The sequence below is a fragment of the Grimontia sp. SpTr1 genome, assembly GCF_947387585.1.
Taxonomy (GTDB): domain Bacteria; phylum Pseudomonadota; class Gammaproteobacteria; order Enterobacterales; family Vibrionaceae; genus Enterovibrio; species Enterovibrio indicus.
Genome location: NZ_CANDOD010000001.1, coordinates 641,229 through 667,895, shown reverse-complemented (window position 1 = coordinate 667,895; position 26,667 = coordinate 641,229). Strand labels below are relative to the sequence as shown.

The following is a 26,667-nucleotide window of genomic DNA, read 5'->3' as shown; positions in this document are numbered from 1 at the left end:
AGGGTCATACCTGCATGCTGGAAGTCATGTCCGCGGTACTGCTGCGAGCCTGTTCGAATTCTTTCAACACTGCCTTGTCATTGAGTTTGAGCTGGTTACAGGTGTGTAGCACACCATTCCAATTTGCCCTTTCAATGTCATGGCATAGCGACAGGAACTGTCCGTAAACCCCTTCTTTAGCAATCAATGCACGTTTTACGTCATTGGAGAGATCCAACTCACCGACGATGTCTTCCATGGGCTTGCTTAGCATCACGTCAAGCATAGAAAATGCACCAACAATAAATGCCTCATCTTTGTCAAAACCGCGTATGTTATTTTCCATTGAAGATAGAAAAGTCGCACGTATCAAAGACGCACTCTGTAATTGATGGGCATGTTGATGGTTCAGGTTCGTCATGATCAACAATGACACCAAACGTCTAAGTGCCTGCACGCCAAGATAAACCACTGCTTGGCGCGGGTTGGAAATCTTATTGGTTTTGGTTTTAGCGAGAATGTTGGCACTCGCCACCACTTTGTACAGCAGTGATACATCTTTCGAGATGATTTTGGTGAGCGTGTCAATGTCATCTGGATTACGGTTGATGATGATGCAAACATCCAGCAACGACATAACAGAAGGCGCTATATCTTCTGAACGTTTGATCTGTGGTTTCTCGAAGAAGTAGCCCTGAAAAAGTGCGAAACCGCAGCTTTGTGCGGCGGCAAGTTCATCTTGTTTTTCTACCTTTCTAGCCAGAAAAACCTGCTGCGAATATTGGGAAATAACATTCTCCCAATCAGAAGGCTTGGAGCGCTCCATGCTGATGCTGAAAATATCTACCAGCTCTAAATGATTACGCCACTCATTGGTCATGGCTTTCCCGTCCATCAGGATACGGTAGCCTTCTGTACGATAGGTGCGGAGTTTACTGACTACTTCCTGTGTGGGTGCACAGTCGTCAGTGACGGAGATAATCAGGTGCTGGGGCGGCATCGAAAGTGGAATTTCATCCATCAGGGATGACTGGCCAAAGCTAACGATATATCGCGTTTTATCCGGCTTACCGCCACACGCTAAAAAGTTTGCACTAAGAATGCGAGACGTCGCTGTGTCTTCGTCGATAGAAGGGAATTTGTTCTCCAGTCCTTCGCGGAACAAGAGCTCACTCCCCCAGTGTTGAAGGTCTTTATCGAAAACTGGCTGACATGAGAAAAATACTTCGGCCACGCAGAGTAAGTCCCATAGTTAAGATTCCTCTTTAAAAATTAGACCAATTGCCGAATTTTTCCTTCTTTTTCCGCTAAATAAGTCACATCCTTGAACATGCAAACCGATGAGCAACCACATGAAAAAAGGAGCATTTCTGCTCCCTTCTGAAAATTATACCGCTTCAACTTTTAATCTGTAAGGAATCCGCACTGGCTTATCACTGACGCCGCCAACAAATACCGCGCTAATCTTGTCGTCTTCAGACTCTACACTCGCCCAAAGCAAAGAGCGCTTATTCAACACCTCACCCTGCTCAAACAAGTAACGGTATTTGCCTCCCTGATAGATATGAAGGTAAGAGGCCAAAGCACCGGCTGCACTACCCGTTGCCGACTCTTCATCAATACCCAACGCAGGGGCGAAGTTTCTGCATTTCGCTGAGATATCAGATTCTGTCGGCGTCAGTGCGAAGGCGTGAATTGCACCTGTGTTCGTTTTGCGGTTGAACGTCGAAATTGCTTTGTGATCCGCTTCGATCGCCAAGAGCTTAGCTTCATCATCGACAGGAACAATGATGTCCCAAAGGCCTGTCGATACGGCTTTGATGGGTAGCCCGGTGGCGAGGATGTCTTCCGTTGAAAGACCAAGCAATGGCGCGATATCTGCCTCGCTAAAGGTGTCACCAAACTCAGGTAACACTTGTTGCATGTTAATGCGTCCGTCTTCGGTCACCGTCACACCCAATATCCCAGCCCCGGTTTCCTGCTTGTAGTCTCCAGCTTCTATTTTTCCGGTTTTGAAGAGCGTTGAAAACGTGCCTACCGTTGCGTGCCCACAGAAATTGACTTCTTCAGTGGGGGTAAAGAAACGAACACGGTAGTCCGCTTTTTTGGAAGGCGAAATAAACGCTGTTTCAGAATAACCTAGCTCTGCCGCGATAGATTGCATTTGTGCAACAGTTAACCCTTCAGCATTCACTACAACCCCTGCTGGGTTACCGCCTTGGTTTTCTGCCACAAATGCGTTGGTTACATAGACTTCAAGAATATCTGACATAGTTACCTTTCCTTAGTTCTTATTATTGTCAGTTGGCTTTCCATCGAATGATGTCGAGTCAATTCAGCCTGAACACGCCAAAATGTTCAGCACCTACACCAAGTTTCGTTATCCCATTCTCTCTGTTGAAGAAATTAAGGCCATGGGGAAATCAATTTGCTTGGGTATCTTTGTTACAGTGTTACAAAATGCCGTAAAACACAAGAAATTGATTGATATTTAGGGAAGCCGCGATAGAGAGCCTGTAGCCTTGATAGCTAGGTCACTTTTTCATTAAAATATCGGCAAATGTAATTTGGGTAATAACCACATGATCGATTTAGAAAACCTGATTAAAGATGCGCCAGAACGTGAACCGGACATTCCATTGCCTTCGATGGATGAGCAGAAGCGTATCGCAGCAGAGCTAAAAGCACTGGAAGAAAAAGGCGAGCTGACGCCAGAGATTCTTGAAAAATACTTCGGTGGGCAAAAGAGCCATTAATTATCTGTCGAATGAAGGTTAAAACGCGCCCCTCGAGGCGCGTTTTTCTTATTTAGTGGGCCGCAAAATACTTTCGAAGAAAGCGGCATCATCAAACAGCACAGACGCCATACGAGAAAGTCGCTGTGTATCGATTCTGTCGACAACCTGTTCTGGGAAAATGAGTCCTTCCAGCGCATATCCCCAGAGATCGTAGCGCGCAAGGGTTCCAACGATAAATTGCGGATCGGTTTGGGGATCATAAAGGTCTTTCAACAATTGACGCGCCGCATTCTCCCGCTCGGTCTTGGTGACGGGCTGTGTCAGCGTCTGTTTTATTGTTGGCCATAATGCTACTAATGCCTGCTCCTTATCTGGGGAGACCAACGCTGTCATGGTCGTCGTAACGACTGATTCTCCATCCCACGTCCAGGAAGAGAAAAACGGATCGTAGGACAGCGAGTACTTTTCTCTCACTAGCTGGTTATAGCGCGCTTGTAGAATGCGGTTAAGCAGGTCCTCTGCAAACACCGAATCAACCGTGCGTGGCGTTGAAGCGCGAATATACACCTGCTCCACATAAGTACGGTTTTCCGGAGAGAGGTGTCTGACTACCTTGCCCCCATTCTTGTTGTAGTGGAGTGGGCTGGTATTTGTTCTTTCCCTTTTCGTTTGCAGGTTTCCAAGCAACGCCGTAACCACACCTTGAACAGCCAGCACAGGTTCATCGGACACGACATAGACACTGAAATGCCCCATATCGCCAAATAACTTTTCATACAGCGATGTGACATCTTCAAACGTTAACCCCTGATAGTCTTCGGCACCTAAAGGCGACTCATAGGAAGGTCTAGGGTAAATCAACGCTAATGACGCCCGTCCAAACAGGTCATACGGTGAAGTTTGCGCCAAATGCATGCGTTCAATCAGCCGAGCTTTTTCGCGCTCAAATGCCACTTCGCTTGGCTTCACGTTTTCGATCAGATAACGCAATGCATTCAGGCCTTCCAACAGTACTTCTGTTGGCATATACATCGAAAAGTTATGGCTATTGCCATAAACCTGTGGCTCGATGTTCACACCCAAGGACTCAAGGTAGTGCGAGAAATCGTTGGCTGAAACATCACCGACACTGCCGTTACGATACGTTTCAAACATCAAATCTAACGCTGCTCTTTCTTTCGTTGTCATTGATGCGACGCCACCTTTGGCCTGAATCACAACCTGTGTTTCGTAGTAACTGTCATCCATTTTGTAGTAGAGAACCGGCAAATCATTAGGGAGTTTCCACCGGAAAACATTCTCCGCCATTTCAACCGCATCTTCGGTAACCGTGACAAAGGAATCTGGTTGAGGAATTTCCACATCCGCGTAGGAGACCTTCACCGCTTCGCCTGGCTTTGCCAACGTTTCTATATATTGATTTCGTTGCAGCTCAGCATTAGCAATAGACTCCCCTTTTCCGTAAACCAACGTCAGAGATTGATTTGATGCTTTCAGTAAGCGTGCCAGCTCTCTGTTTAGATCTTTTAATTCGATGTTTCTAAGAAACTGGCTGAAGTTGTCGTTTTGCTCGACTCGGCTTTGAGGTAAGCGGTTGTAATAGAGATCGTTGTACACGTTCTCCGCCACTTCGATAGGCAACTGATTCTCATAGAACACAATACTGGCTTCGTATTGCTCTACCAAGGACGAAAATTCATCTTCTGTAACGCCATAGTCACGGAGCGACGCGAGGTTTTTGGCTACTGATTCGAGTACATAGGGACGATCAACATCGTTGTACTCCACACTCAGTTCATACACTGTCCAGCCTGGTAGAAAGCCAAAGTTGAAATACAAGCCATTGTGTGCAAGGTTTTCCCGCTCAAACTGCTCTTCAAGACGCAGTTGTACCGCATCAAGCATCATCCAATGCAACCAAAGAGCTCTCTGATCTGCTAGCGTCTCGGGATATTGATCCTCACCATCTTTGAAACTGACCACTAAAGCGGGCGACTCGCCCTGAGAGGCATAAAGCGTCAGTGGATATTGCGTATCTCTGTCGACGGGGACAATGCGGTGAGGCTCGGGCCTTTTGCTTTCAGTGCGGAGCGAGGAAAACTCCTTCTCTATTTCAGCCTGCAGGTTTTCAACATTAAATCCGCCAATCACCACTAATTGGATTCGATTTGCTTGATACCACTTGTTGTAGAACGCCCTAAGACTTTCCGGCGTGACACTATTCAGCGAAAGCTCTGTACCAATCGGATCCCGGTCGATATAAGGAGTCCCATCTATTAGCGCCTCATAGAGTTTGAGGGGCCAAGATGTATCTTCTCGGTTGTCACGTCGCCACTCTGCGAAAATGACACCCACCTCCGCGTCCACTTCTTGGCTGTCCAGTGTCAGACCATCGGAAATATCACGGAACCAATCCAACGCGTCAGGAAGACGTTGGGCATCCGGCAAAGAAAGCTGGTAGACGGTTCGCCCATAGTCAGTCACTGCGTTGATATCAGGGCCAAACTCCACCCCAACCTGAGCAAACTCTTCAAACACTGAGTTATTCGGATAACGTTGGGTGCCGTTGAAAGCCATATGCTCGATAAAATGTGCGTAGCCCCTCTCATCCTCTCCTTCATTCAGACTACCCACATTCACAACCAACCGAACTTCAATTTGCTCGCCTTCGATGGGATAAAGGTGGTAGCGCATGCCATTTGGCAAGGTTTCAGAGACCCAGTTAGGGTCTGTTGTTAGTTGTGGAGAGGAAGAAAGAGAAGCACAGCCGGAAATCAGTAAAACAATGAGCGCGACTGCGTAACGAACGAGCATAGATACACCAAACTAAGTGATTAAAAAAGAATGCGATCCTTTCAATCAAGCACAAGATAGTCGTATCAGTAAAGGCAAGTATCGCCAAACTCTCTGAACAATCTCAGTTTCTGTTATCCACACGGAAAATATTTTTAAAGTGGTGGTAAGAATCCACTTGTAGAGCAAGTGACTACAAGACGCTTATAACAGGGGCTCTGGTCTTTAAACCGATCAAAGTCTCTAGTACTTCAAACTGAATTATCCACAACGCTGCTTTATCTCTTTCGAGATGATGCATTGATAATATTCAAGAGTGGAAGCAGGACTTAGTGCACCAAGAATTCTGACAGTTCGAAACAGTAAATCTCTCTTTAGCAAAAAACCGATTAAACGATCACCAGTCCATCGGAGGTGGTTTAAGGCAGATAACGAAAAAGCGAGGCCAAAGCCTCGCTTAGTTCATTCATGATGAGAATTACAGTTCGCCGCGCAGCTCAATCAGTTTTTGTTTGATTGCACGTGCTTTCTCTTCAGTCAGGTCATATTTCCACATAACCAGAATCGCCAGGAATGCCGTAGTTGCTGGAATGATGATATCTGCAAGGCGCAGGTTAGTGATGGTTTCAACAGACTGCGCGCCTGCGCCTGGATCGAAGCCAACCACTTTCAACACAAGACCACCAAGGATAAGCGCCAGTGCTTGACCAATCTTAACCATCAGCCAGTAAATAGCACCAAACGTCCCCTCTTTACGAGGCATGCCATTGTCCAGTTCATCCATGTCACAGACGTCAGCCGTCATGCTCATCATCAGCGTAAACAAACCGCCAATACCGAACGACATCAATGGGATTGGCATAAAGATCATCCAAGGGTTGCTTGGGTCAAAGCCCCACCACTTAAGACCGTAACCAACAATTGAAATCGCGGTAGAGATAACAAATGCGTTGCGCTTGCCCCATTTGCTCGCCATCCATGAGATTACCGGAATAACCAGGAATGCAGTTACTATCGCGCTAACGGTTGAGAACCATGCTGGCCATGTACCCGTTGCACCGTAATCACCACCAAACATGTGGAATACGATGATGAAGAAGCTGAAAGATGCAACAAGCTGGAAGCCATTAAATACCAAGAAGGTCGCGCCACAAAGGCGGACAAAAGGCCTGTTTCTAAAGACTTGTTTAATACCTTTAAAGACTTCCTTCAGGTTAGAGAAAATGGTTTTAAAGGAAATCTCTGCACGGTTACCCATGTCTGAAGCATCGATACCTTTACAAAACAGTCCCGGTAGGATGCCCAAGGTAATACATGCGCCCGCTACAAACAGTGACAGTTGTTGAACACCTTCAGCCTGACTGCTGAACAGGTCAGGGTCAGCAATCAATACCCAGAACCAAGGCACAATCATCCAAGCTACCTGACCCATGGTATTTGCAAAAGCCATCAGGCGGGTGCGTTCGTTGTAGTCAGAGGTCATTTCATAACCCAAACCAACAAACGGCGTTGCGAACATCGTGTTACCAATGGTGAAGATCAAAGAGAAAATGAGGAAATACCAGAAGTTATACTCTTGTGACGCTTCAGGATCGAGTTGCCATAGCATGGCAAAGAACACGCCACTCAATATTGCACCAACGACAATATAAGGACGTCGTCTACCCCAACGTGATTTGGTGTTATCAGTGATAAAACCCATTATTGGGTCTGTAATAGCATCAAACAGCCTTGGAAGACCACCTAACAGACCTGCCAGGAAAGGGTCCATGCCGAATGCGGTAATAAGGAAGAAGGAGAAAACACCCAAAGCACCAGGGAGGAGGTTAAGCGTCAGCGTACCTGCACCATAAGCCCCTTTCTGAATGACTGGAACGCTTTCCCTAGCGTCGTGAAGCTCACCTGCTGTTGTTTCTACTTGTTGTGACATAGCAAAATGTTAACCATATGTGAATACCGTGTTGGAATATTACCTAGCTATGCTAAAACACAGCAAATCGAGCTCATACGATATATATCTCCAAAACCACACTCTGAAAGCGCTTTCTTTGGTTGCAAATAGCGGGAATAAGAAATGCTGCCGGAAAGGCGTTTAATTACAGTTTGATTGCACGATTATGTGCTGAATTTGTCGCGAATCGCCCTATTTTTTGGTTCCGCTGATAGCAAGCGATTTTTTATGAAAAACAAAGTAACAAGTCTTATTAAGGAGACTTTGTGTTCGAGAATGGTTAGTTTAGAAGAGGCGTTAACAGCAACAAAAAGACAAAATAAAAGCCGCCGAAGTCACAAAACTTGGCGGCTTTAAATTAAGTGGAGCTAGGGGCTGTTGACCTTTGGTGATGATTTTTGCAGCAGTTTGTGGGGGTTTTATGCAAGGCAGAGGCTTCGATGTGTAGCTAGCCTACATGAGAAGCCGATAACGCAGCAGAAATTCCCCACAAACGCTGCCCGAAGGGTTCTGCTCTAAGCGTTTTATGCTTTGTTGAGGTGTGTTTGCTTAGAATAACTAGGCGGCACACACCTCGCCGCGCCTAAAACGCTTATAGCGAGAACGAAATTTAACCACCAAAGGTCAACAGCCCCTAGCAGCGCTTATCGTTTACTGGCGCGTCGTTCTTGAACTGCATCTGCCAGAATATTTAACACTTTCTCGGTGTCTTCCCAGCCAATACATGCATCTGTAATGCTCTGACCATAGGTCGGCGCTTTACCGTCAACCAAATCCTGACGACCTTCCACAAGGTGGCTTTCAATCATCACACCGAAGATAGCGTCATTTCCGCCTGCGATTTGGTTTGCAACATCTTCACCTACAACCACCTGACGCTGGTATTGTTTACTGCTATTCGCGTGGCTGAAGTCAATCATCAACTTATTGCGCAGTTTTGCCGCATCCAACTGCTCAGTGATAGCTGCAACGTGCTCTGCAGAATAGTTTGGCTCTTTACCACCTCGCAAAATAATGTGGCAATCTTCGTTCCCAGCCGTTTCAACAATTGCTGAGTGACCAAACTTCGTCACAGACAGGAAATGGTGAGGCGACTCTGCTGAGCGAATCGCATCGGTAGCAATCTTGATGTTACCGTCAGTGCCATTCTTGAAGCCAACAGGACAAGACAAACCCGAGGCCAGCTCACGGTGAACCTGAGACTCTGTCGTACGTGCACCAATCGCCCCCCAGCTGATCAAATCGCCCATGTACTGTGGCGTGATCATATCGAGGAACTCACCTGCCGTTGGCAATCCCATGTCAGTGATGTCCAGCAGCAGCTTTCGTCCAATACGCAGACCATCATTCAATTTAAAGCTGTTATCCAAGTACGGGTCGTTAATCAGGCCTTTCCAGCCAACAGTGGTACGCGGTTTTTCAAAGTAAACGCGCATCACAATTTCCAGTCTGTCGCTCAGTTGGTCACGCAGCACTTTTAGCTTTTTACCGTATTCAACCGCAGCTTCAGGGTCGTGAATCGAACAAGGACCAATGATGACGAGAAGGCGATCGTCTGTGTCATTCAGAATGTTATGGATAGCCTGACGAGCGTTAAACACTGTTTCAGACGCTGTTTCAGTTGCAGGAAACTTCTCCAGCACCGCTACCGGTGGCAGTAGTTCTTTGATTTTACTAATTCGGACATCGTCTGTTTGATGGAAGCTCATTCATTCACCCTTGCTACATTCTTCACATCCACCATCTTTGATGGAGTGCGTATTCCCTACTTATTTGTTGTTAACTTATCGCCATTCCAATAAGAGTGCAAACCTATTTTTACGCTTTTTATAATATTTTTATACCACTAAAATATTGACTAACGGTAATCATGTGCTAGCAATCAGTTTTCAAGGTGTTTGAGAACAAGAGCCCCAAATCCAGATATTCTTCAAGCGTGTCCGCCAGCACGTCTAGACTATGTTGTTTTTCTTTAACTAAATCAATATCTTTAGTATCTTCTAGCCCAGCCCATTCAAGAATGAGCTTGAGTGCCTCTGGTTGATCGAACAACCCATGCCAGTATGTCCCGAAGATATTGTTATCTGAGTTGATCAGACCATCATCACCCTCTTCACAGACGACAGGGCTCACACCTTTTGATGTGGTCACACCCATATGGATCTCATAGCCCGTGATTGGACTCACCTTTCCATTGAGGTGAAGATGTCCCGATTTTTGGGTCAGCACTTTTTCTTTTTCAATCACAGTCATTGCATCAAGGTAACCAAGTCCTTTTGTTTCCAACTTGTGACCTTCCAGCCCCAATGGGTCTGAAATATGTTTTCCTAGCATCTGATAACCACCACAAATACCAACGACTTTACCGCCATATCTCAGGTGTTTTTGAATTTGTTTATCCCAACCAAACTCTCTCAGGCTGGTTAAGTCTGAAATCACACTTTTACTGCCCGGCAGTACAATCAAATCACACGAAGGAATTGGTTTTCCCGGCGCCACATATTCCAAGTTAACCTGTGGATGAGCTCGCAGTGCATCGAAGTCTGTGTGATTGCTAATACGTGGGAGGACAGGCACCGCAACGTTGAGAATGCTACCGCTGGAATCGAGTTCGTCCTGTTTGGTGTCTATTGCGTCTTCGGCATCAAGCATCAAGCCCTGTAGATAAGGCACTACACCAATAACAGGCTTTCCTGTTTTCTCCTCAAGCCATTCAAGTCCCGGCTCCAATAGACTCACATCACCTCGAAAACGATTGATCACAAAACCAACTACACGATCACGTTCCGATTGAGACAAACAATCCAAAGTGCCAACAAGATGAGCAAACACGCCACCACGGTCGATATCAGCCACGATAATTACCGGAACATCTGCCTCCTCTGCAAAGCCCATGTTCGCGATGTCATTTTCACGCAGGTTGACCTCGGCTGGGCTGCCCGCACCTTCAATCAACACACACTCATATTCTGAGCTGAGCTTTGAAAAAGAGTCCAACACAGGCGTCATCGCAAATGCTTTGTAAGATCGGAAGCCAATCGTATCCATGGCATCAACGGCCTTTCCCTGCACGATAACCTGTGCGGCGCAATCAGTACTTGGCTTCAACAATATAGGATTCATATGCACCGTTGGTTCAATACCACAAGCAAATGCCTGAAACGCCTGCGCGCGCCCAATCTCGCCTCCATCTTTTGTCACTGCACTGTTAAGCGCCATATTCTGTGGCTTAAACGGGGCCACTTTCACCCCTCGGCGGGCAAGCACGCGGCATAAACCCGCGACAATGACACTTTTTCCAGCATCGGACGTTGTGCCCTGAACCATAAGGGCTTTAGAAGTAGGTAACATGAAGGAATCCGAAAGATATGAAACTTTGACTTGAGCGGCAAAGATATCACAGTCATTGCAAAAAAATGCTAGCGCCATCGTCTAGCCGCAAATTCTTTGTAACCCTTGTCAAAGTTATTTGCATCGCCACTAAAGTTTTCGCACAGGTAGCCATACACTCAGTAACATGTTGCAACAAACCTTAGCTGCAAGGAATGCTGTGAAAAATTTAAAAAAATCATTTGCTATCAAAGCAATTATGACTGCAATGACCTTGACTTCATCAGCCGCAATGGCGACCAATTTTAACTACACCAATTTGGAAGTCGGTTTTACTGGTAACCCATCAGGGCTTGGAGCAACAGGCCGAATGGCGTTTATGGATGGTGCGCATTTTATTGCCAATGGGAGCAGCCAGTTTGAAGGAGACTGGATTGTCTCAGGTGGAGTTGGCTTTCACGCCCCTGTTAACGGCTTTGTAGATATACATGGTGACGCACGCATTTATTCTGTTAAATTCCCCGAAGATGACAAGCACGATTGGGGAGAATTGGCTTACGGCGTGAATGTCGGCGGGAAAGCATGGATATTACCTCAAATAGAAGCAAACCTTCTCGTTGGCCAAATTGCTTTTGATTCTGACGACACCCGTTCGGTCGTAGAATTAGGCGGTAGATTCCATTCAACAGATGTGCTCTCTGTAGGCGCAACCTATCGAGCAAACGGCTTGTACAAAGAACAGTTCTACTTCGACGTATTGTTCAACTTCTAACCCAAATATCAAATCAACTAAAAGCGGGCTTAACGCCCGCTTTTGTTTGGTGTTACATTGCCATTATTCAATGGTTGTAACCAAAGAACGTGCTTCGCTTGGCGTAAAACCAAAATAGCGCTTAAACTCGCGGCTGAATTGAGACGGACTGCTGTATCCCACTTCATAGCAAACCTCCGCTACTTGATACCCTGAAGAAAGCATCGATCTGGCTTTATGCAGCCTGAGTGATTTCACATACTGCATCGGCGAAACTGTCGTAACCTGCTTAAAATGCTCATGAAGCGTCGAAGCGCTCATTCCCGCTACGCTCGCAATCTCCTCAATCGCCAAATTTCTTTCAAAGTTCTGCTCAATGTAATGAACAACCGGTGCAATACGGTTGGCTCCCGCATGGTTACTCACGCAATTGCGTAGCAATCCACCACCAGGCCCTTTCAATACTTCGTAGTAAAGTTCTCTAAATATTGAAGGCGCTAAAATGTCGCGATCCATTGGGTTATCCAGCAAACCCAACAATCGAACCACCACGTTTTCAATGGCCGGGGTCATTTTGGTCGACTGAGTAAAGTCGCGCTGCGGTAGCGAAGAGGTTTCCTGCTGCCAAGGCGACATTTCCATCATCAATTGGCCGACCATTTGCTGGTCTATCGCCAGACTGAAACCCACATAAGGCCTCTCTTGGCTAACATCTAAAAGGCTTGCTTCTACGGGCCGCGTAACAGAGTTGATTAGGTAGGTATCTTCACTGTAGACAAAGGTTTGCTTTCCTGTGGAGACGTGCTTTTCTGCTTGCAACACAAAACAAATTGAAGGCTGGAGCACTATCGGCATCAGATCAACCTTCTCCAAGCTCGCATACAGCTTTAAACCCTCTATTTCAGACGGTTGACCACACTCACCCTTCACTTTTTCAAACACTTGCTTTGCAAGCGATGAGGCAAACTCCATTTCATTAACCTTTTGCTAAGCATTATCTACACAACCGTAGGATTATGACACTAAATAAGCATTTAGAATGATACTCCTAATTAATTCCGGAGTAATAGGCAAGAGTTCTGGAACATCTCGATAACATTAGCCTCAAATAGAATACATAGTAAATAAAGGCTAGTGACTACAGTTGCGTGTGTTAAAGCCAAATACGCTGCCGTTCTATGTACGAAAGGAGACTACCATGAGCGTATCCGTGAATATTAACGGACAGGATCTTGAGCTCGATGTACCTGCAGACACCCCATTACTCTGGGCTATTCGTGACAACCTCAACTTAACAGGCACTAAGTTCGGGTGCGGTCTCGCACAATGTGGCGCGTGTACTGTTCATATGAGTGGTCAACCCATTCGTTCTTGTGTCACTCCAGTGTCTGCTGTTGCAGGGCAGAAAATCACCACCATTGAAGGTATTGAGTCAAAGGCTTCCAAAGCCATTCAAGCCGCTTGGGAAGAGATTCAAGTGCCGCAATGTGGGTACTGCCAATCAGGCCAGATCATGGCTGCCAGCGCACTACTTGCCAGCAATCCATCCCCTACCGACGCGGACATTGATGCAGCCATGAACGGAAACATCTGTCGCTGTGCAACCTATGTCCGTATTCGTGAAGCAATCAAGCAAGCTGCCACTGAACTGAAACAGGGATAGAACCATGCGCGATTTTCTGAACGGTTATGTGCCTGAAGAGGCTTTCCTCAAAAATACTAAACAGGTGGGAGCCAGCCGCCGTAACTTCATTAAACTCATGTCAACAGCCGGTGCTGGCTTAACCTTAAGTGTTCATCTTCCTTCTGTTGCAGCCGGTGCCAGCGAAACAGCGGGTAAGCCTTTTGAACCCAACGCTTTTGTGCGCGTCGGTTCAGATGACACAATCACCATCATGATTAAACACTTGGACATGGGCCAAGGTGTGACGACGGGCCTGGCAACGATTGCTGCTGACGAACTCGATGCAGATTGGAGCAAAGTCACTACAGAGGCAGCTCCAGCAAATGCCAACGAATATAACAACCTGTTGTTTGGCCCAGTGCAAGGTACAGGCGGCAGTACTGCTATCGCAAACTCCTTTATGCAGCTTCGCATGGCTGGCGCCAAAGCCAAAACAATGCTGGTGAACGCTGCTGCCAAAGTCTGGGAAGTCCCTGCTGCAGAAATCATGGCGAGCAACAGCACGTTGTCCCATTCTGGTGCAGGAAAATCAGCCAGCTATGGTGAGATGGCCGAGCTCGCAGCACTCCAATCAGTGCCTGCTGATGATCAAGTAGTACTAAAAACGCCGGACCAATTCACCATCATCGGTAAAACGGGAACAGCACGTAAAGATAAAGGCAAAAGCAACGGCACAGCAACCTTCACACAGGACGTTCAACTGGAAGGCATGCTGACCGCGTTAGTGGCTCATCCACCGGCATTTGGTGCAAAAGTCGTTTCATTTGATGCCACTGCAGCCAAGCAATCTCCCGGCGTTGTCGATGTTGTGCAGATCCCGACAGGTATTGCGGTGATTGCAAAAGATTTCTGGAGTGCAAAAACGGGACGCGACAAATTGTCGATTGAATGGGATCGCTCTGCGTTCACCAAGAACACTGAACAGCTCAAAACTGAATACACGGCACTTGCCCAAACGCCCGGCCTTCCGGCCCGCAGCGAAGGTGAAGCCAGTAAAGTTCTCGAAAGCGCCGAAAACGTTGTCGAAGCGACTTACTATTTCCCCTACCTTTCCCATTCACCAATGGAACCCATGAACTGTGTGGTTCTGGCTGACGATGGTAAGGCTGAGCTTTGGTACGGCGCGCAGATTCAAACGATCGATCAGTTTGCTGTTGCTACCGTCCTTGGTATCAAGCCAGAGAATGTGACCATCAACACCTTGTTTGCAGGGGGCAGTTTCGGGCGTCGAGCTAACCCTCAGGCAGACTACGTTGTTGAAGCGACAATGATTGCCAAAACGCAGCCTGGTGTGCCCGTCAAATTGGTGTGGACACGTGAGGATGACATGCGCGCGGGTTATTACCGCCCAATGTACATTCACAAAATCCGTGGTGCCATTGATAACGAAGGCAACATTACTGCTTGGGAGCAGCGCATCGTTGGGCAATCTATTGCTGCAGGCACGGCATTTGAGGGCTTCATGGTCAAAGACGGTGTCGACTCATCTTCTGTTGAAGGCGCTTCCACTTTGCCTTATGCGATTCCCAACTTAGCCGTTGAGCTGCATACCGTTCAGCAACCGGTACCCGTTTTGTGGTGGCGCTCAGTGGGACATACGCACACCGCATTTTCAACCGAAACCTTCTTTGATGAACTGGCACATAAAACAGGGAAAGATCCGGTCGAACTGCGCCGAGCTTTGCTTAAAAACCATCCCCGCCATCTTGGCGTTCTGAATTTGGCTGTCGAGAAATCAGACTGGGGCAAACCACTGCCGAAAGGTAAAGGGCGCGGTGTTGCCGTTCATGAGTCGTTTCGTACCTTTGTTGCTCAGGTTGTTGAAGTCACTGTCGAGAATGGCCAAATCACCGTCGACAAGGTCGTTTGTGCCGTTGATTGCGGCGTTGCCATCAACCCGGACATCATCAAAACCCAGATGCAAGGCGGTATCGGATTTGGTCTGTCTCCAGCGCTTGTCAGCGAAATAACACTGCAGGATGGTGCCACGGTGCAGTCAAATTTCCATGACTATCTGGTGCTAAGGGAAATGCAGATGCCAGAGATTGAGGTACACATTGTGCCGTCTGCCGAAGCACCAACAGGTGTTGGTGAACCTGGTACACCACCTATCGCCCCTGCTGTCGCAAACGCCGTGTTTGCTGCAACTGGCCAGCGATTACACAATCTGCCAATGAAGCTGTCTTAACCTCAACGTCATCAAGGAAGGATAATGGCAAACCACCTACATTACTTGCTAAACGAGTGGTATCCGGAAAGAGACAATGCCGAGTGGGTACTCGGCACGGTTTACGAAACGGAAGGACCTTGTTACCGAAAAGCCGGTGCAATGATGCTTTTCAGTAGTTTGGGTCAACAACTCGGTATGCTTAGCGGAGGGTGTCTGGAATCAGACATCCAGCGTCATGCAAAAAAGGTGATGATGACAGGTGAAGCCTGCACGTTGACTTATGACAGCCAAGATGAAGACGATTTGTCTTTCCAACTTGGTATTGGCTGTGGCGGCACCGTTCACATCATGCTGCAGCCAATCCACAAGAGTAACGGCTACTTAAGCCTCGATGTTATTCGCGCTCAGTTAGAACAAAGACGATCCGGCTTCTACTATCAGCGTATCGTCAAGAACAGCGCTGAAATAGAGGCGAACTATATCCCCTCAGAGAAGACTCACCAGCTAGAGGCCGATAAAAACACCATTGGTGAAAGACTTGATGAAGGTCATCAGCGCTGGCTGAAAACCTTCATTCAACCCCCTACTCACCTTCTCGTATGTGGTGGAGGGTTTGATGCTAGGCCGATAGTTTCCCTTGCTCATCAATTAGGTTGGCGCGTCACGCTTTGGGACCCCCGCCCAGCAAATGCAAGACGCGATTACTTTCAAACCGCGCATCACATCCTGCGAGAACAGGCAGAGACCTTGGGGTATTTCTGCAACGAAAAGCATGTGGATGCTGCAGTAGTAATGACGCACAGTGTTTCTCTCGACGCCTCCGTATTGAAATCGCTCACGGATACGCGTTTACGTTATCTTGCCCTACTTGGCCCAGCACATAGAAAAGAAGACGTTCTGCAAACCGCAGAGTTACAGGAATCACAATTACCGTGCAAACTTGCAGGACCAGCAGGGTTGCAACTGGGTGCAGCATTGCCAGAAGGGATTGGACTTTCTATTCTGTCAGAATGTATGGCGGCTCTTAACGATTCAAACGCCAAATCTTTCAGTGGAATAGTATAAGAATGATAAATCTTGCCGCAGTGATCCTCGCTGCTGGCCGCGCTTCACGTTTTCGCGAATGCAAAGCGCTGGCTGAAATCAATGGCTCTCCGCTCATCAGCTTCCCTATCAACGCTGCAGTTCCTGTTACTCAGGATATTTTCATCACAACAGGGTTTTGGCATAAAGAGATCGAAGCAGCCTGCAAAGACAACGATTGGCCAGCAGAAATCTTATATATCGACTGCTGGAAAGAAGGAATTGGCAGCGTTATATCTTCGGTGACGGAGAAACTTGAGAACGACTATGATGCCATTCTATTTATGCTTGCCGACCAACCAGCAGTAAGCAGTGATAATGTCGAACTGCTTTGGAAAGTCTTTATTGAACACATTAACGACGCAGTTTGTTGCCAGTATCACGATACAGTGGGTGTACCAGCGATTGCATCGAAAACCATGTTTGAAGAGCTTAAAACGTTGAAAGGCGATGCAGGCGCTAAGCATCTGCTTAACAATGGCAAACATGTGGTGAATGTGGTTGCTATTGATCAGTGCAACATAGATATCGACACTCAGGAAGACCTAGATAACTACATTCATTACCTGAATCACATGGCGTCGCTTTGGTAACGACGCCATGTTCGCCAATCAGGCCAACACCTCCTGAGTCCTTGCGTTAGTCGCAGACATACATTTCAAAGCCAATGGCGCAGAAATCAGTGTCGTGGCTATCAACAACGAAACTGGCACTGCTGTAATCACGATAAATGACTGCAATGCTGCGAAGCCTCCATTTCCAGCCGTTAGCAATACGGCTGCAACCACACCCAACATCACCGCCCAAAACAGTCTTTGATGCTTAGATGGTGTCGCGTCTTCTGACGTGACGACAGCAATGGAATACGCCATGGAATCGCCCGTTGTTGCCACAAAGGTCGTGGTGAGTATCAGAAATGCAGGTACCAATATAAATTGAAGAGGGAGTTGTTGAAGCGTCGCGATCAGCACACCCGGTAATCCCGCCCCCGCCATTGGGCCGGATATCGCCCCCGGATTGGTCAACTCAAAGAAAATCCCCGTGCCACCCAGCGCAGTAAACCAGAAATTGGTGACAATCGGTGAGCCCACGGCAACTGCTAAGATCAATACGCGAATGCTTCTCCCACGAGATATTTTGGCAATGAAAATCGCCATCATGGGCGCAAAGCCAATGAACCATCCCCAGAAAAACCACGTCCAGTTGGTCATCCAAGCTGCTTTTTCGGTATCTAGACTCATTGAAGAAAAATGCTCTAGATAACTACCGAATGCAGTGACAAACGAACCGAAGATGAAAGAGGTCGGCCCCAATACCAACACAAATAGAAGCAAAGCCAACGCGCCAAGCACATTGAGTTTAGAAAGCCACTGAAGTCCCTTATCCATTCCCGTAAAGGCAGACAGCGAGTAAATCGCTACGACCGCCATGAGAATCATCACTTGTGTGCTCATGGTATTTTCGATACCAAATAAAGCTTCAATACTGAAACCCAATTGGCTCGCCAAAAAACCGATGGGACCAATGGTTCCTGCTGCCACACCGACAATAGAACAAGCATCTACGACGGCACCGAACCAATGCTTTTCGAAACGCTCGCCAAACAGGGGATATAGCAATGCACGGGGCCTTAGCTTCAGTCCCTTTTCGTAGTGGGCATGCATGAGAACGATTGTCGCAAGCGTGCCTAAAACCGCCCAAGCGAGAAATCCCCAATGAAGAAAACTCTGACTCAGGGCTGCAGTCGCTGCGGCTTCAGTGTGTTGTTCAATGCCGGAATAGGAAGGAGAAGGCGAAAGGAAGTGATACACCGGCTCAGCGGCTGACCAAAATACGCCACCGCCAGCCAGTAAGGTACACATGATCATCGAGATCCAGCGAAACGCGCTGATATCCGGTTTTTGTTGAGCGCCAAGTTTCAGCTTACCAAATGGAGAAACAGCAATTACCAAAGCCAAAGCGAGGTTTGCCACCATCAGCCATTGCCAGAAAACGCCGAATTCATTTGCCGCTAACCCGAATATTTGGTTGATGGTTTGAGAGAAGAGCGACATGTCATAGACGGCCGCAAAGAGGAACAGCGCGAAAAAGCTAATGGTCAGTGTCGACACCAGCTTCTCAGCCTTAAAAAGAGAAGTAAAAGTCATTGTGCTCTCACATTGTGTGTGAGGGGCGACACCTTAGCAAAACCATTATGTGATATCTATCACTTTTATTTGATCACTAAGCTTTCCGTTACATTGGAACTCCAGACCAATAGACGCAGGTGTGTTTTAACTCATTGTATTTAATGGCATTAGTCAACCCATAGCGTTTTTCACACCAGTTGAAAGGGAAGATAAACCCCTCGATCTCTAACGATTTATGATGAGACGATATGGCGGGCGTTTGGGAACAGCATACAAAAAAGCCTGATTTCTCAGGCTTTTTCTTTGGTCTTTTTCTTCTTTGAGCTCGCGTGAGCTTCAATAATTTGTTTATGAAGCGAAGTGGCTGCACGCACCAACCTGGGGTGGATCTGCACTTTCTTTCCTTCCAGCAGCATCTTGTTGTAATTGATGACAGATGCCGTCAGACACGCCGCAACTTTGATCTGGTTAAGCTTGTGCGCATACATAGCGGTCTTAATCGCAATAAACGCACGCTGGTCGTCCTTCTTGTAGCTTTGAATAGCAAAGCGTTCGAATCGCTGAAAGTCTTTGTGATAAGACTGATGGATACGGGTTACATGCTTGTCATAGTACTCGCTGTATTTTCCGTAGCTACCAGAACGATTGGCTTGCATGAGCTTCTTAACCCAATCCGTCGACTTGAGCTTTTCTTTCTTAAACAGGCCGGTTAGCCATGCAAACATTTATCTCTCCTACTACTCATCACGAGCCATCTACTCAACGAGAGTATCTAATCTGCTCGTGAAAATTATGCTGTTGCTTGTTTTTAGGAGGTATTTTTGCGACGCATGATACAAGTCGCCCTCCCAGTGCGTTTCATTCGTACACCTTATCGTTTAACAACAAAAAATGCGGTTAGCGAATGTCACACGGTATACGGCAAGCACTGAGGAATTCTACTTCAATTTGCGATAGAAACGGCATAGAAATTATTAAAAATTCTTGTGCTGGTATGCCAAATCGCCTTTGGTGACGCTCACGCCCTTAAGCTGCGCATAGACTGTATCACCTTGTGATAACTGAAGATCATCGACTGCCCATTGGGTTATATTTGCCAGTAATCTTTGGTTACCAATTCGTAACGCGACCTGACAATAGCCCGAGGCATTCTCTTCGCACTCGGAAACACAAACGTCATCTACAATAGCGGGCAATACATTTCGGATACTGGTATCGACAGGGCGGGATTTCACTATAGAAATGTCATTGGCAAAAATCCGAAGGCGAAGCAAAGCACCTTCCGCATCATCAACCTTTGTTACCCAAATGGTCTCACCTTCCAAGTCCAATTGAGCCATCCCATATTTAGCGTGATGCCCTACCAGCTTCGCGCTGACAAGAGCACTCTGTTCTTTCGCCGAAAGCCAAGGACGCATTGGCGCAGAACCCCAAACATCATGAAGCGGTCCATTGGCAACAACCTGACCTTCATTCAAGATCAGCATGTTGTCTGCAATCTGAAGGATTTCATCCAAACTGTGACTAACGTAGAGCACAGGAATATTTAAGGAAGCTGCCAATCGAAGCAAATACTGAATCAGTTCTTGCCGACGCGGCCCGTCCAAGGAAGCGGTCGGCTCATCCATGATCAACAGTTCAGGTTCAGACAGAAGCGCCCGCCCTATCGCCACACGCTGCTTCTCACCACCAGATAGCGCGGCGGGATGCCTTTTCAGTAGGTGTTCAATCCCCAATAACTCGGTGACTTCTTCAAACTTAGGGCGGTTTTCCTTTGGCTGACCGTATTTGAGGTTCTTCTCGACCGACATGTGAGGAAACAGACGCGCTTCTTGAAACACATAACCGATACGTCTGCGCTCAGGGGCGAGGTCAATGCCGGCAGAGCTATCAAACAACACTTTATCCCCGAGCGCTATTTGTCCGGATTCAGGTTTAACCAGGCCGCTGATGGCATTGATGAGTGACGTTTTACCCGCGCCGGAACGACCAAACACAGCGGTAATGCCCGATGAAGGGATCGTTTCATTCACCCTAAGCTGAAAAGGCTTGTGATCAACGTTTAGCGACAGCGTAATCATGACAGCCCCATCTTCTTTTTCATTCGACGGCTCAGCCATTCAGAGCCAAACAGTGAGAGTAACGCAATCACAATAGAAAGGATGCAAAGACGTGCCACGCTTTCTTCCGCACCAGGTGTTTCAAGAAAGGCAAACATCGCAAGAGGAATGGTTTGGGTTTCACCGGGAATATTCGAAACGAATGTAATGGTTGCGCCAAATTCACCCAAGCTACGGGCAAAAGCCAACACCACACCAGAGAGAATACCCGGTGCTATCAGTGGCAACGTAATGGTGAAAAACACACGCCAGGGAGACGCCCCCAAGGTGCGTGCAGCTTGTTCAAGCTTGCTATCCACGAGCTCGATGGAGAGCCTGACCGCACGCACCAATAGTGGAAATGCCACCACAGCAGACGCTAATGCAGCGCCTTTCCAACTGAACGAAAAAGAAATGCCAAAGGTGTCATACAACCAACTTCCTACCGCGCCACGACGCCCCATCACAACCAATAGCAAATAACCAATCACGACAGGTGGCAACACCAAAGGCAGGTGGATAAAGCCATCTAACAGAGATTTTCCCGCAAAATCTTTTCTTGCGAGTAGCCAAGCCATCGCGATACCCAAAGGCAAACTTGCAGCCACAGCGACAAACGATATTTTCAGGCTGAGTGTCAGCGCTTCCCATTCAACAGGTGTGAGTAACATTAGTGATCATTGCTCTGTTTTGGCATCACCACAAAGCCATTGTTGGTGACAATTTTCGTCGCGGCATCTGAATTCAAAAATCGAAAGAAAGCCTTAGCCTCTGCGTTTGCTTCTTTCGTTAGCGCTTTAGGGAACACGATAGGCGCGTGCGAGTTAGCAGGAATCTCAGCAGCAATTTTTACCTGCAAAGAAGCGTTAGCATCAGAAAAATACACAATACCAAGCGGCGCCTCACCACGCTCCACCAACGCTAGTGTGGCTCTCACGCTGTTTGATAATGCCAATTTACTTTTCACGCTCCCCCAAAACCCCAAGGTTTCAAGAGATTCTTTGGCATAGATACCCGCAGGCACATGTCCAGGGTCAGACATCGCCAGCCGACTATTGCCGATGGCAGCAACAAGATCTTGCTGATTGAGGCCATCGAGGGTTTTACCATCACGTCCTGCCACGATAACCAATTGGTTTTCTACCCAAGGTGTTACCGCAGTGGGTTCAATCACGCCTTGCTCAACGGCATAAGCCATCCACTTTTCATTCGCCGAAATATAAATATCCGCTGGTGCACCATAGGCCAGCTGCCTTGCAAGTGCTGAAGAAGAAGCATAAGAAACAACCACCTTCTTTCCTGTTTCAAGCTCGTATTGATCAACAATGTCATTCAGCGCTGTTGTCATTGAAGAAGCCGCAAATACCAAGACCTCTTCGCGGGCGAAGACCGGAGAAGACAACAGCAGAGTGAGCGAGAGAAATATGAGAAGAATGCGTTGCATACCGCCTCTGGTAAATTGAAGACAGAAAAGCAGTATCATAACAACGAATCTATCAAGACGGGAATTCAATACGAGAGACAACAACTTACTTGGCGAGTAAGCGTACAAAAGAGGCGTAAGCCCTTACGCCTCTGTGTTAATAGTGATGGTGTAGCGATTGTTACCAGCTTGCATCATATAAAGAATTTGCTGTCCCATTGAGTGGTGGGAAATCAGATAATTCCCTTGAGGAAATTCAGTTTCATCAGGGCCAACCAATACCATGGTGAAGTTCTCAACAAGACGGTCATTTTTCGTCGTGCCATTGCCTTCGCCTTCATTGACCGCCTCAACCAACACATCGTATTCGTTTTCTGCACCATCGATCAGTTGAACAGTATGTCCGGCTAACTTGGATATATTCTCCCAAGACAATACATTCATTTTTTCTCTCCCGACATCCATGTTAGTTGTTGTGTTGCGTCCTGATTAAATCGTTATTTTTGTATATCAGCAGGCATGGTTAAAGTGTAGCCAGCATCGGGTTGGGATACTGATTTTAAATAGAATTTTCTGACAGTTGCCCCACTTTTTCTGTGCAAGTATCAAGAAAGCGAGGATGTAATCGGGATAGAGAGAATTTTGGGAGGAGATTTTGGAACCAGAAACGCCGAATGGCGTTTCTGGTATCTTTGCGATTAACGCAGTTTTGATGGACGCGTCTTTTGCGTTTTACTTTGATGGTAAAACCACAGGCGTCTTGCTTTATTACTCATAGAGAACACCTCTTTTTTTAATCAGGTTAAAATGAGCCGACCTTCTTGAACGAAAGTGCGCACGCATTACATTCCTGAGTGTTTAAAATACACTTCATCTGCATTTGCCAACTTATTGGCTGTCTCCCCTTATTCGTTTACCTCAAGGAGCACACTTCTTAAGAATGAAAGATTCATTCGTAGATGCAGGATGAAGCTAATGATATGACAGTGGAAATTGAAAAAAATTCCAGAACTTGTCACAACGAAAGTATTTTTATTACATCCCTTTTCAAGTTTCAAGAGATTCCGAACGTGTGCATGACGTTCAGGTCACAGTTCTGCACCAAAACAGCTCACCTGAATAGAGTATCATTAATTCTATCAATACCACGTCATTCGTGCGTTTCAGAGTGCACAGACAACGAATCTTACGCTAAACTCCCAGCGAGCAAATTACAAAGAAATGAGTAGCGAAGATGTCGCACGAAGAAATTGAAGTAGAAGCGTTAGGTATCGAAGTCTCTTCCCAGCCAGTAGAACTTTATAAAGTATTAAAGATCGCCAACGCCGTTAGCGGTGGTGGTGAAGCCAAAATGGCGATCGCTGAAGGCTATGTCTTCGTGAACGGCGAAGTAGAAACCCGTAAACGTTGCAAAATCTATGATGGCGACGTGATTGCGTTTAACGAAGAGTTTTACGTAGTGCTTTGTGACACGCCACCTGCGCCGGTTGAACCAAAGCAGAAAAAGCCTAAACAGCAGCAACCACAACAGGCAATTCAAAAGCCAAAAGCACAGAAGCAAACCGCTAAAAAGCAAACGGCAAAGCCAACAAAACCAGCAAAAGGAAAAGCGAAGCCTCAAAACGAAGAGCGCGCGGAAAATGGTAGACGAAGCATTTCTTTCTGAATCCCGACTTCACAAAGAAACGCCACACGAAGAAAAGCCACCTAAACGGTGGCTTTTTGCTTAACTCTAAAGGTTGAAAATCGAATACTGTGGTGTTGTCGTAGATATAGCGTGCCTCACATTGCTCACTACGTTGAGCTACCGTGCCTCGTGCATTTGCATCTCATGGGCTATGTGGTGTGTAAGGACTTTTTCAGTTTTGGTGTATTTCTACACTGGTGTAACATTCCAAATTGTTATGCGACCCAAACTCGTCGCCAGCACTCTTTTGCCCGGCGGACTCGAGCTTCAAAGCTCATCCTCATTCGTCTAAATTTCTGGGTGCAATTTGATTATAGGTAACCTTGACGAAGGGGCTAGATTGCATTTCTGTGATTGTGATCAGGTTTCCGCTTTCGACAATATCAGTCTTTTGGGGTGATTTTTCGGCAGGAATTATGCTTTAAACCCTTGCCATACAAGGCCTGAACGATACTTCCAGAAATTCGCTGCCCCTATTGTCTGAAATTAATAAAGAAATTTCGCAAACGCACTCACAACCATAAATCAGCAGGCGTATAATGCCCACTCTGCAGTTAGCTCATGGATGTTAGATTGACGGCTTTCCACTCCCCATTTCGATTTATACCTACCGCCCAGTCTTCCCTTGCGATGGCATTTTTTGGGCTAGGTGTCGCATGGTCTCTCTACCAACCAATAACTGGACATCTCACCCGCCCCATTCTTTCTACAATCGGCATTTTGTTGATTGGTCCTGTTTGGCTCAAATATATCTTTGAGCCAAAGCGTTTCTTCCAGGATCTCCGAGACCCGCTCTACGGTAGCTTGATGGCGCCCATGACTATGTCGCTATTGTTGATGGCAGATTTTCTGGCAGAAGTGAATGTCAGCGTGGCAGCCGTTGTCTGGTATCCAGCGATGACGATGCACATCTTCATGATGTGTTATTTCTTCTTTCATCAGTTGAAGAACTTTGAGAAGTGCAACATCTACCCGAGTTGGTTCCTATATCCAGTCGGGTTAATCAGCAGCACATTGGCAGGTCCAAAACTGGGGTTTGACAACGAGTCTGCCCTGCTGGCCCACATCTGTATCGGTGCGTATTTCTGCATGTTGCCATTTGTGCTTTATCGGCTTTGCTTTTTGGAAAGTTTACCGAGGAACTCACGTCCGGTACTGGCAATCATGGCAGCACCGGTGAACCTTGCGCTCACCGCGTATTTGGTCAACATGCCAACTCCTGATCCTGTTTTGGCTGGCGCCTTGGCCGGAGTCGGTATCATGATGACCCTGTTCGTTTATCTCTGCTACATCGACCTACTCAAAGAGCCCTTCCAGCCCACGCTCGCAGCACTGACCTTCCCTTCGGTTATCAGTGCCGTTGCTATGGAGCGATTGATTCTCTGGTTAGGCAAGGACTTCCCACACTGGACATGGCTGGAGCGATTAGGTCTGGTCGAACTGACCGTCGCAACGCTTCTGGTGAGCTGGGTCAGTTTTTGCTATTGCCGACACTATGGGTTTGGTAAGTAAATAGCGCTAGATATAACAAAATGAGAAGCGGGTTTATCAACCCGCTTTCTTTAGCATTCCTTCCGTCTCGAGGAAATGAATCACTTCCGCCAGCCCCACACCTTCTTTCAGGTTGGAAAAGACATAAGGTTTCACCGGACGCATTCTTTTGGTATCCGAATCCATCACATCGAGGTTTGCACCGACGTAAGGTGCCAAGTCGATTTTGTTGATCACCAGTAAGTCGGAACGTGTAATGCCCGGCCCACCTTTGCGTGGGATCTTCTCGCCTTCTGCCACATCAATCACGTAGATTGTCAGATCAGCGAGTTCTGGGCTAAACGTGGCACTCAGGTTATCGCCGCCGCTTTCGATAAACACCAAATCCAGATCTTTATGAAGCTTTGCCAATCCCTCAACAGCTTCAAGATTCATTGATGCATCTTCACGAATCGCGGTATGCGGACAACCGCCTGTTTCCACCCCAACAATGCGTTCTGCAGGCAACGCCTCGGCTTCGGTCAGAATGCGCTGATCTTCGCGGGTATAGATATCATTGGTGACGACAGCCACCGAATAGGTATCACGCATGGCTTTACATAGCACTTCTAAAAGCGCCGTTTTTCCTGACCCTACCGGGCCACCCACACCGACTCTTAGCGGTTGTTTATAATCCATCTTCATTCTCCTTATGAGCGGAATAGCCGCGTGTATTGCGTTTCATGGCAGCTCGACGCGATGGCCTGCGCTGGTGCAAAAGAGCCAACTTGTTCGTCAGCGATAAAACGCGACGCTTCGACGACTTCCTGCAAAGCATCTGACACATCCATCAACACACGCTGTCCCGCTGTTTGTCCTAACGGCACCATTTTCACACCAGCGACGACACAGTTTTCCAACCAACTCCATGCATAGCCGTGGCAAAGAGATTCTTCTTCAATGCCCCATTTCATTCCGGCATACGCGAAGCCTGCGACCTGACTTTTCGCCAGCAACACATCTAACTGGCTTTCCGCTTCAACCAGCTCAAGCTGCTGCAACAGCTTCAGCATGGTGCGTCCACGCTGGAGCTCTTCCGTTCTTAGTTCCATCGTTTCGCGGCTGGCATACAGCCAATCGCACCAATGATTTGCCGTCACAACTTCATCTGACTCCAGTGCAGCGAAAACGCGGCGAAGCACGGGCAGTTCGAGCTGTTGCAAGCTGTCTGTTGCCAAGCTCACCAGCCAGTCCTTCAATACAGATTCACTATCAACCCAGCCTGTTTCTATCGCCCACTCCAAACCTTGTGAGTAGCTAAACGCCCCCACTGGCAAAGAAGGGCTAATCAGTTGAAACAGACGATAATCGGATTGCATG

Annotated in this window: 24 protein-coding genes; 9 read left to right on the top strand and 15 right to left on the bottom strand. The window is 47.2% G+C overall.

Annotation, left to right across the window (positions count from 1 at the left end):
• Window positions 1–4: 4 nt before the first annotated feature.
• On the bottom strand, window positions 5–1,213 hold the full coding sequence (locus QL223_RS03170) for an HDOD domain-containing protein (RefSeq protein WP_002536002.1): 1,209 nt from the start codon (window positions 1,211–1,213) through the stop codon (window positions 5–7).
• A 153-nt stretch (window positions 1,214–1,366) separates the two neighbouring features.
• On the bottom strand, window positions 1,367–2,251 hold the full coding sequence (locus QL223_RS03165) for a PhzF family phenazine biosynthesis protein (protein ID WP_002536004.1): 885 nt from the start codon (window positions 2,249–2,251) through the stop codon (window positions 1,367–1,369).
• Between the two features lie 310 nt (window positions 2,252–2,561).
• Between QL223_RS03165 and QL223_RS03160 the strand changes: the two genes are divergently transcribed.
• A complete protein-coding gene (locus QL223_RS03160) occupies window positions 2,562–2,735 on the top strand; it encodes a hypothetical protein (RefSeq protein WP_002536006.1) in 174 nt (57 codons plus the stop codon).
• A gap of 48 nt (window positions 2,736–2,783) precedes the next feature.
• Here the strand turns inward: QL223_RS03160 and QL223_RS03155 are convergent, their stop codons facing one another.
• The 4 genes from QL223_RS03155 to QL223_RS03140 all read right to left on the bottom strand — a co-directional run bounded on the left by QL223_RS03155 (window position 2,784) and on the right by QL223_RS03140 (window position 10,812).
• Window positions 2,784–5,531, bottom strand: a complete 2,748-nt coding sequence (locus QL223_RS03155; protein WP_281543873.1) for a M16 family metallopeptidase — start codon at window positions 5,529–5,531, stop codon at window positions 2,784–2,786.
• Between the two features lie 457 nt (window positions 5,532–5,988).
• Window positions 5,989–7,440 carry an MFS transporter gene (locus QL223_RS03150; RefSeq protein ID WP_002536010.1) on the bottom strand — a complete coding sequence of 484 codons (1,452 nt, stop codon included), beginning with the start codon at window positions 7,438–7,440 and terminating at the stop codon, window positions 5,989–5,991.
• Window positions 7,441–8,105: 665 nt separating this feature from the next.
• Complete coding sequence (aroG, locus tag QL223_RS03145) at window positions 8,106–9,170, bottom strand: 3-deoxy-7-phosphoheptulonate synthase AroG (protein WP_002536012.1); 1,065 nt, start codon at window positions 9,168–9,170, stop codon at window positions 8,106–8,108.
• 166 nt (window positions 9,171–9,336) lie between these two features.
• Window positions 9,337–10,812: a cobyric acid synthase gene (locus QL223_RS03140; protein WP_281543872.1), complete on the bottom strand. Its 1,476-nt coding sequence runs from the start codon at window positions 10,810–10,812 to the stop codon at window positions 9,337–9,339.
• A 199-nt stretch (window positions 10,813–11,011) separates the two neighbouring features.
• Here QL223_RS03140 and QL223_RS03135 point away from each other — a divergent pair, with 199 nt between their 5' ends.
• Window positions 11,012–11,563: a hypothetical protein gene (locus tag QL223_RS03135; RefSeq protein WP_002536016.1), complete on the top strand. Its 552-nt coding sequence runs from the start codon at window positions 11,012–11,014 to the stop codon at window positions 11,561–11,563.
• A 63-nt stretch (window positions 11,564–11,626) separates the two neighbouring features.
• On the opposite strand, the gene QL223_RS03130 is transcribed toward QL223_RS03135, so the two are convergent.
• Window positions 11,627–12,514: an AraC family transcriptional regulator gene (locus QL223_RS03130; protein WP_281543871.1), complete on the bottom strand. Its 888-nt coding sequence runs from the start codon at window positions 12,512–12,514 to the stop codon at window positions 11,627–11,629.
• A 226-nt stretch (window positions 12,515–12,740) separates the two neighbouring features.
• Between QL223_RS03130 and QL223_RS03125 the strand changes: the two genes are divergently transcribed.
• The 4 genes from QL223_RS03125 to QL223_RS03110 are packed head-to-tail and all read left to right on the top strand — an operon-like array spanning window position 12,741 to window position 17,072.
• On the top strand, window positions 12,741–13,205 hold the full coding sequence (locus QL223_RS03125; protein WP_281543870.1) for a (2Fe-2S)-binding protein: 465 nt from the start codon (window positions 12,741–12,743) through the stop codon (window positions 13,203–13,205).
• Between the two features lie 4 nt (window positions 13,206–13,209).
• Window positions 13,210–15,414 carry a xanthine dehydrogenase family protein molybdopterin-binding subunit gene (locus QL223_RS03120; protein ID WP_281543869.1) on the top strand — a complete coding sequence of 735 codons (2,205 nt, stop codon included), beginning with the start codon at window positions 13,210–13,212 and terminating at the stop codon, window positions 15,412–15,414.
• Between the two features lie 24 nt (window positions 15,415–15,438).
• A complete protein-coding gene (locus QL223_RS03115) occupies window positions 15,439–16,461 on the top strand; it encodes an XdhC/CoxI family protein (RefSeq protein WP_002536024.1) in 1,023 nt (340 codons plus the stop codon).
• Window positions 16,462–16,463: 2 nt separating this feature from the next.
• Window positions 16,464–17,072, top strand: coding sequence for a nucleotidyltransferase family protein (locus tag QL223_RS03110; protein ID WP_002536026.1), 609 nt, complete (start codon window positions 16,464–16,466; stop codon window positions 17,070–17,072).
• Between the two features lie 18 nt (window positions 17,073–17,090).
• On the opposite strand, the gene QL223_RS03105 is transcribed toward QL223_RS03110, so the two are convergent.
• The 6 genes from QL223_RS03105 to QL223_RS03080 all read right to left on the bottom strand — a co-directional run bounded on the left by QL223_RS03105 (window position 17,091) and on the right by QL223_RS03080 (window position 22,574).
• A complete protein-coding gene (locus tag QL223_RS03105) occupies window positions 17,091–18,626 on the bottom strand; it encodes a BCCT family transporter (RefSeq protein WP_281543868.1) in 1,536 nt (511 codons plus the stop codon).
• A gap of 272 nt (window positions 18,627–18,898) precedes the next feature.
• Window positions 18,899–19,333: a hypothetical protein gene (locus QL223_RS03100; RefSeq protein WP_002536029.1), complete on the bottom strand. Its 435-nt coding sequence runs from the start codon at window positions 19,331–19,333 to the stop codon at window positions 18,899–18,901.
• A 249-nt stretch (window positions 19,334–19,582) separates the two neighbouring features.
• Window positions 19,583–20,689, bottom strand: a complete 1,107-nt coding sequence (modC, locus tag QL223_RS03095; RefSeq protein ID WP_281543867.1) for a molybdenum ABC transporter ATP-binding protein ModC — start codon at window positions 20,687–20,689, stop codon at window positions 19,583–19,585.
• Entirely contained in the window at window positions 20,686–21,378 is a 693-nt protein-coding gene (modB, locus tag QL223_RS03090) for a molybdate ABC transporter permease subunit (protein WP_281543866.1), read from the bottom strand. The genes modC and modB overlap by 4 nt, the downstream gene beginning before the upstream one ends.
• Complete coding sequence (modA, locus tag QL223_RS03085; protein WP_281543865.1) at window positions 21,378–22,151, bottom strand: molybdate ABC transporter substrate-binding protein; 774 nt, start codon at window positions 22,149–22,151, stop codon at window positions 21,378–21,380. The genes modB and modA overlap by 1 nt, the downstream gene beginning before the upstream one ends.
• 123 nt (window positions 22,152–22,274) lie before the next feature.
• Window positions 22,275–22,574, bottom strand: coding sequence for a hypothetical protein (locus QL223_RS03080; protein ID WP_002536037.1), 300 nt, complete (start codon window positions 22,572–22,574; stop codon window positions 22,275–22,277).
• Between the two features lie 211 nt (window positions 22,575–22,785).
• Between QL223_RS03080 and QL223_RS03075 the strand changes: the two genes are divergently transcribed.
• From QL223_RS03075 to QL223_RS03065, 3 genes are all read left to right on the top strand, one after another.
• A complete protein-coding gene (locus QL223_RS03075) occupies window positions 22,786–22,908 on the top strand; it encodes a hypothetical protein (RefSeq protein ID WP_002536038.1) in 123 nt (40 codons plus the stop codon).
• 456 nt (window positions 22,909–23,364) lie between these two features.
• Window positions 23,365–23,796 (top strand): RNA-binding S4 domain-containing protein, encoded by a 432-nt coding sequence (locus QL223_RS03070; RefSeq protein WP_046305355.1) that lies wholly within the window; start codon window positions 23,365–23,367, stop codon window positions 23,794–23,796.
• Window positions 23,797–24,378: 582 nt separating this feature from the next.
• Window positions 24,379–25,329 (top strand): TDT family transporter, encoded by a 951-nt coding sequence (locus QL223_RS03065; protein ID WP_281543864.1) that lies wholly within the window; start codon window positions 24,379–24,381, stop codon window positions 25,327–25,329.
• Window positions 25,330–25,365: 36 nt separating this feature from the next.
• Here QL223_RS03065 and ureG read toward each other — a convergent pair whose 3' ends face one another.
• On the bottom strand, window positions 25,366–25,986 hold the full coding sequence (gene ureG / locus QL223_RS03060; protein ID WP_046305351.1) for an urease accessory protein UreG: 621 nt from the start codon (window positions 25,984–25,986) through the stop codon (window positions 25,366–25,368).
• A gap of 11 nt (window positions 25,987–25,997) precedes the next feature.
• Window positions 25,998–26,666 carry an urease accessory UreF family protein gene (locus QL223_RS03055; protein ID WP_281543863.1) on the bottom strand — a complete coding sequence of 223 codons (669 nt, stop codon included), beginning with the start codon at window positions 26,664–26,666 and terminating at the stop codon, window positions 25,998–26,000.
• Window position 26,667: the final 1 nt, after the last annotated feature.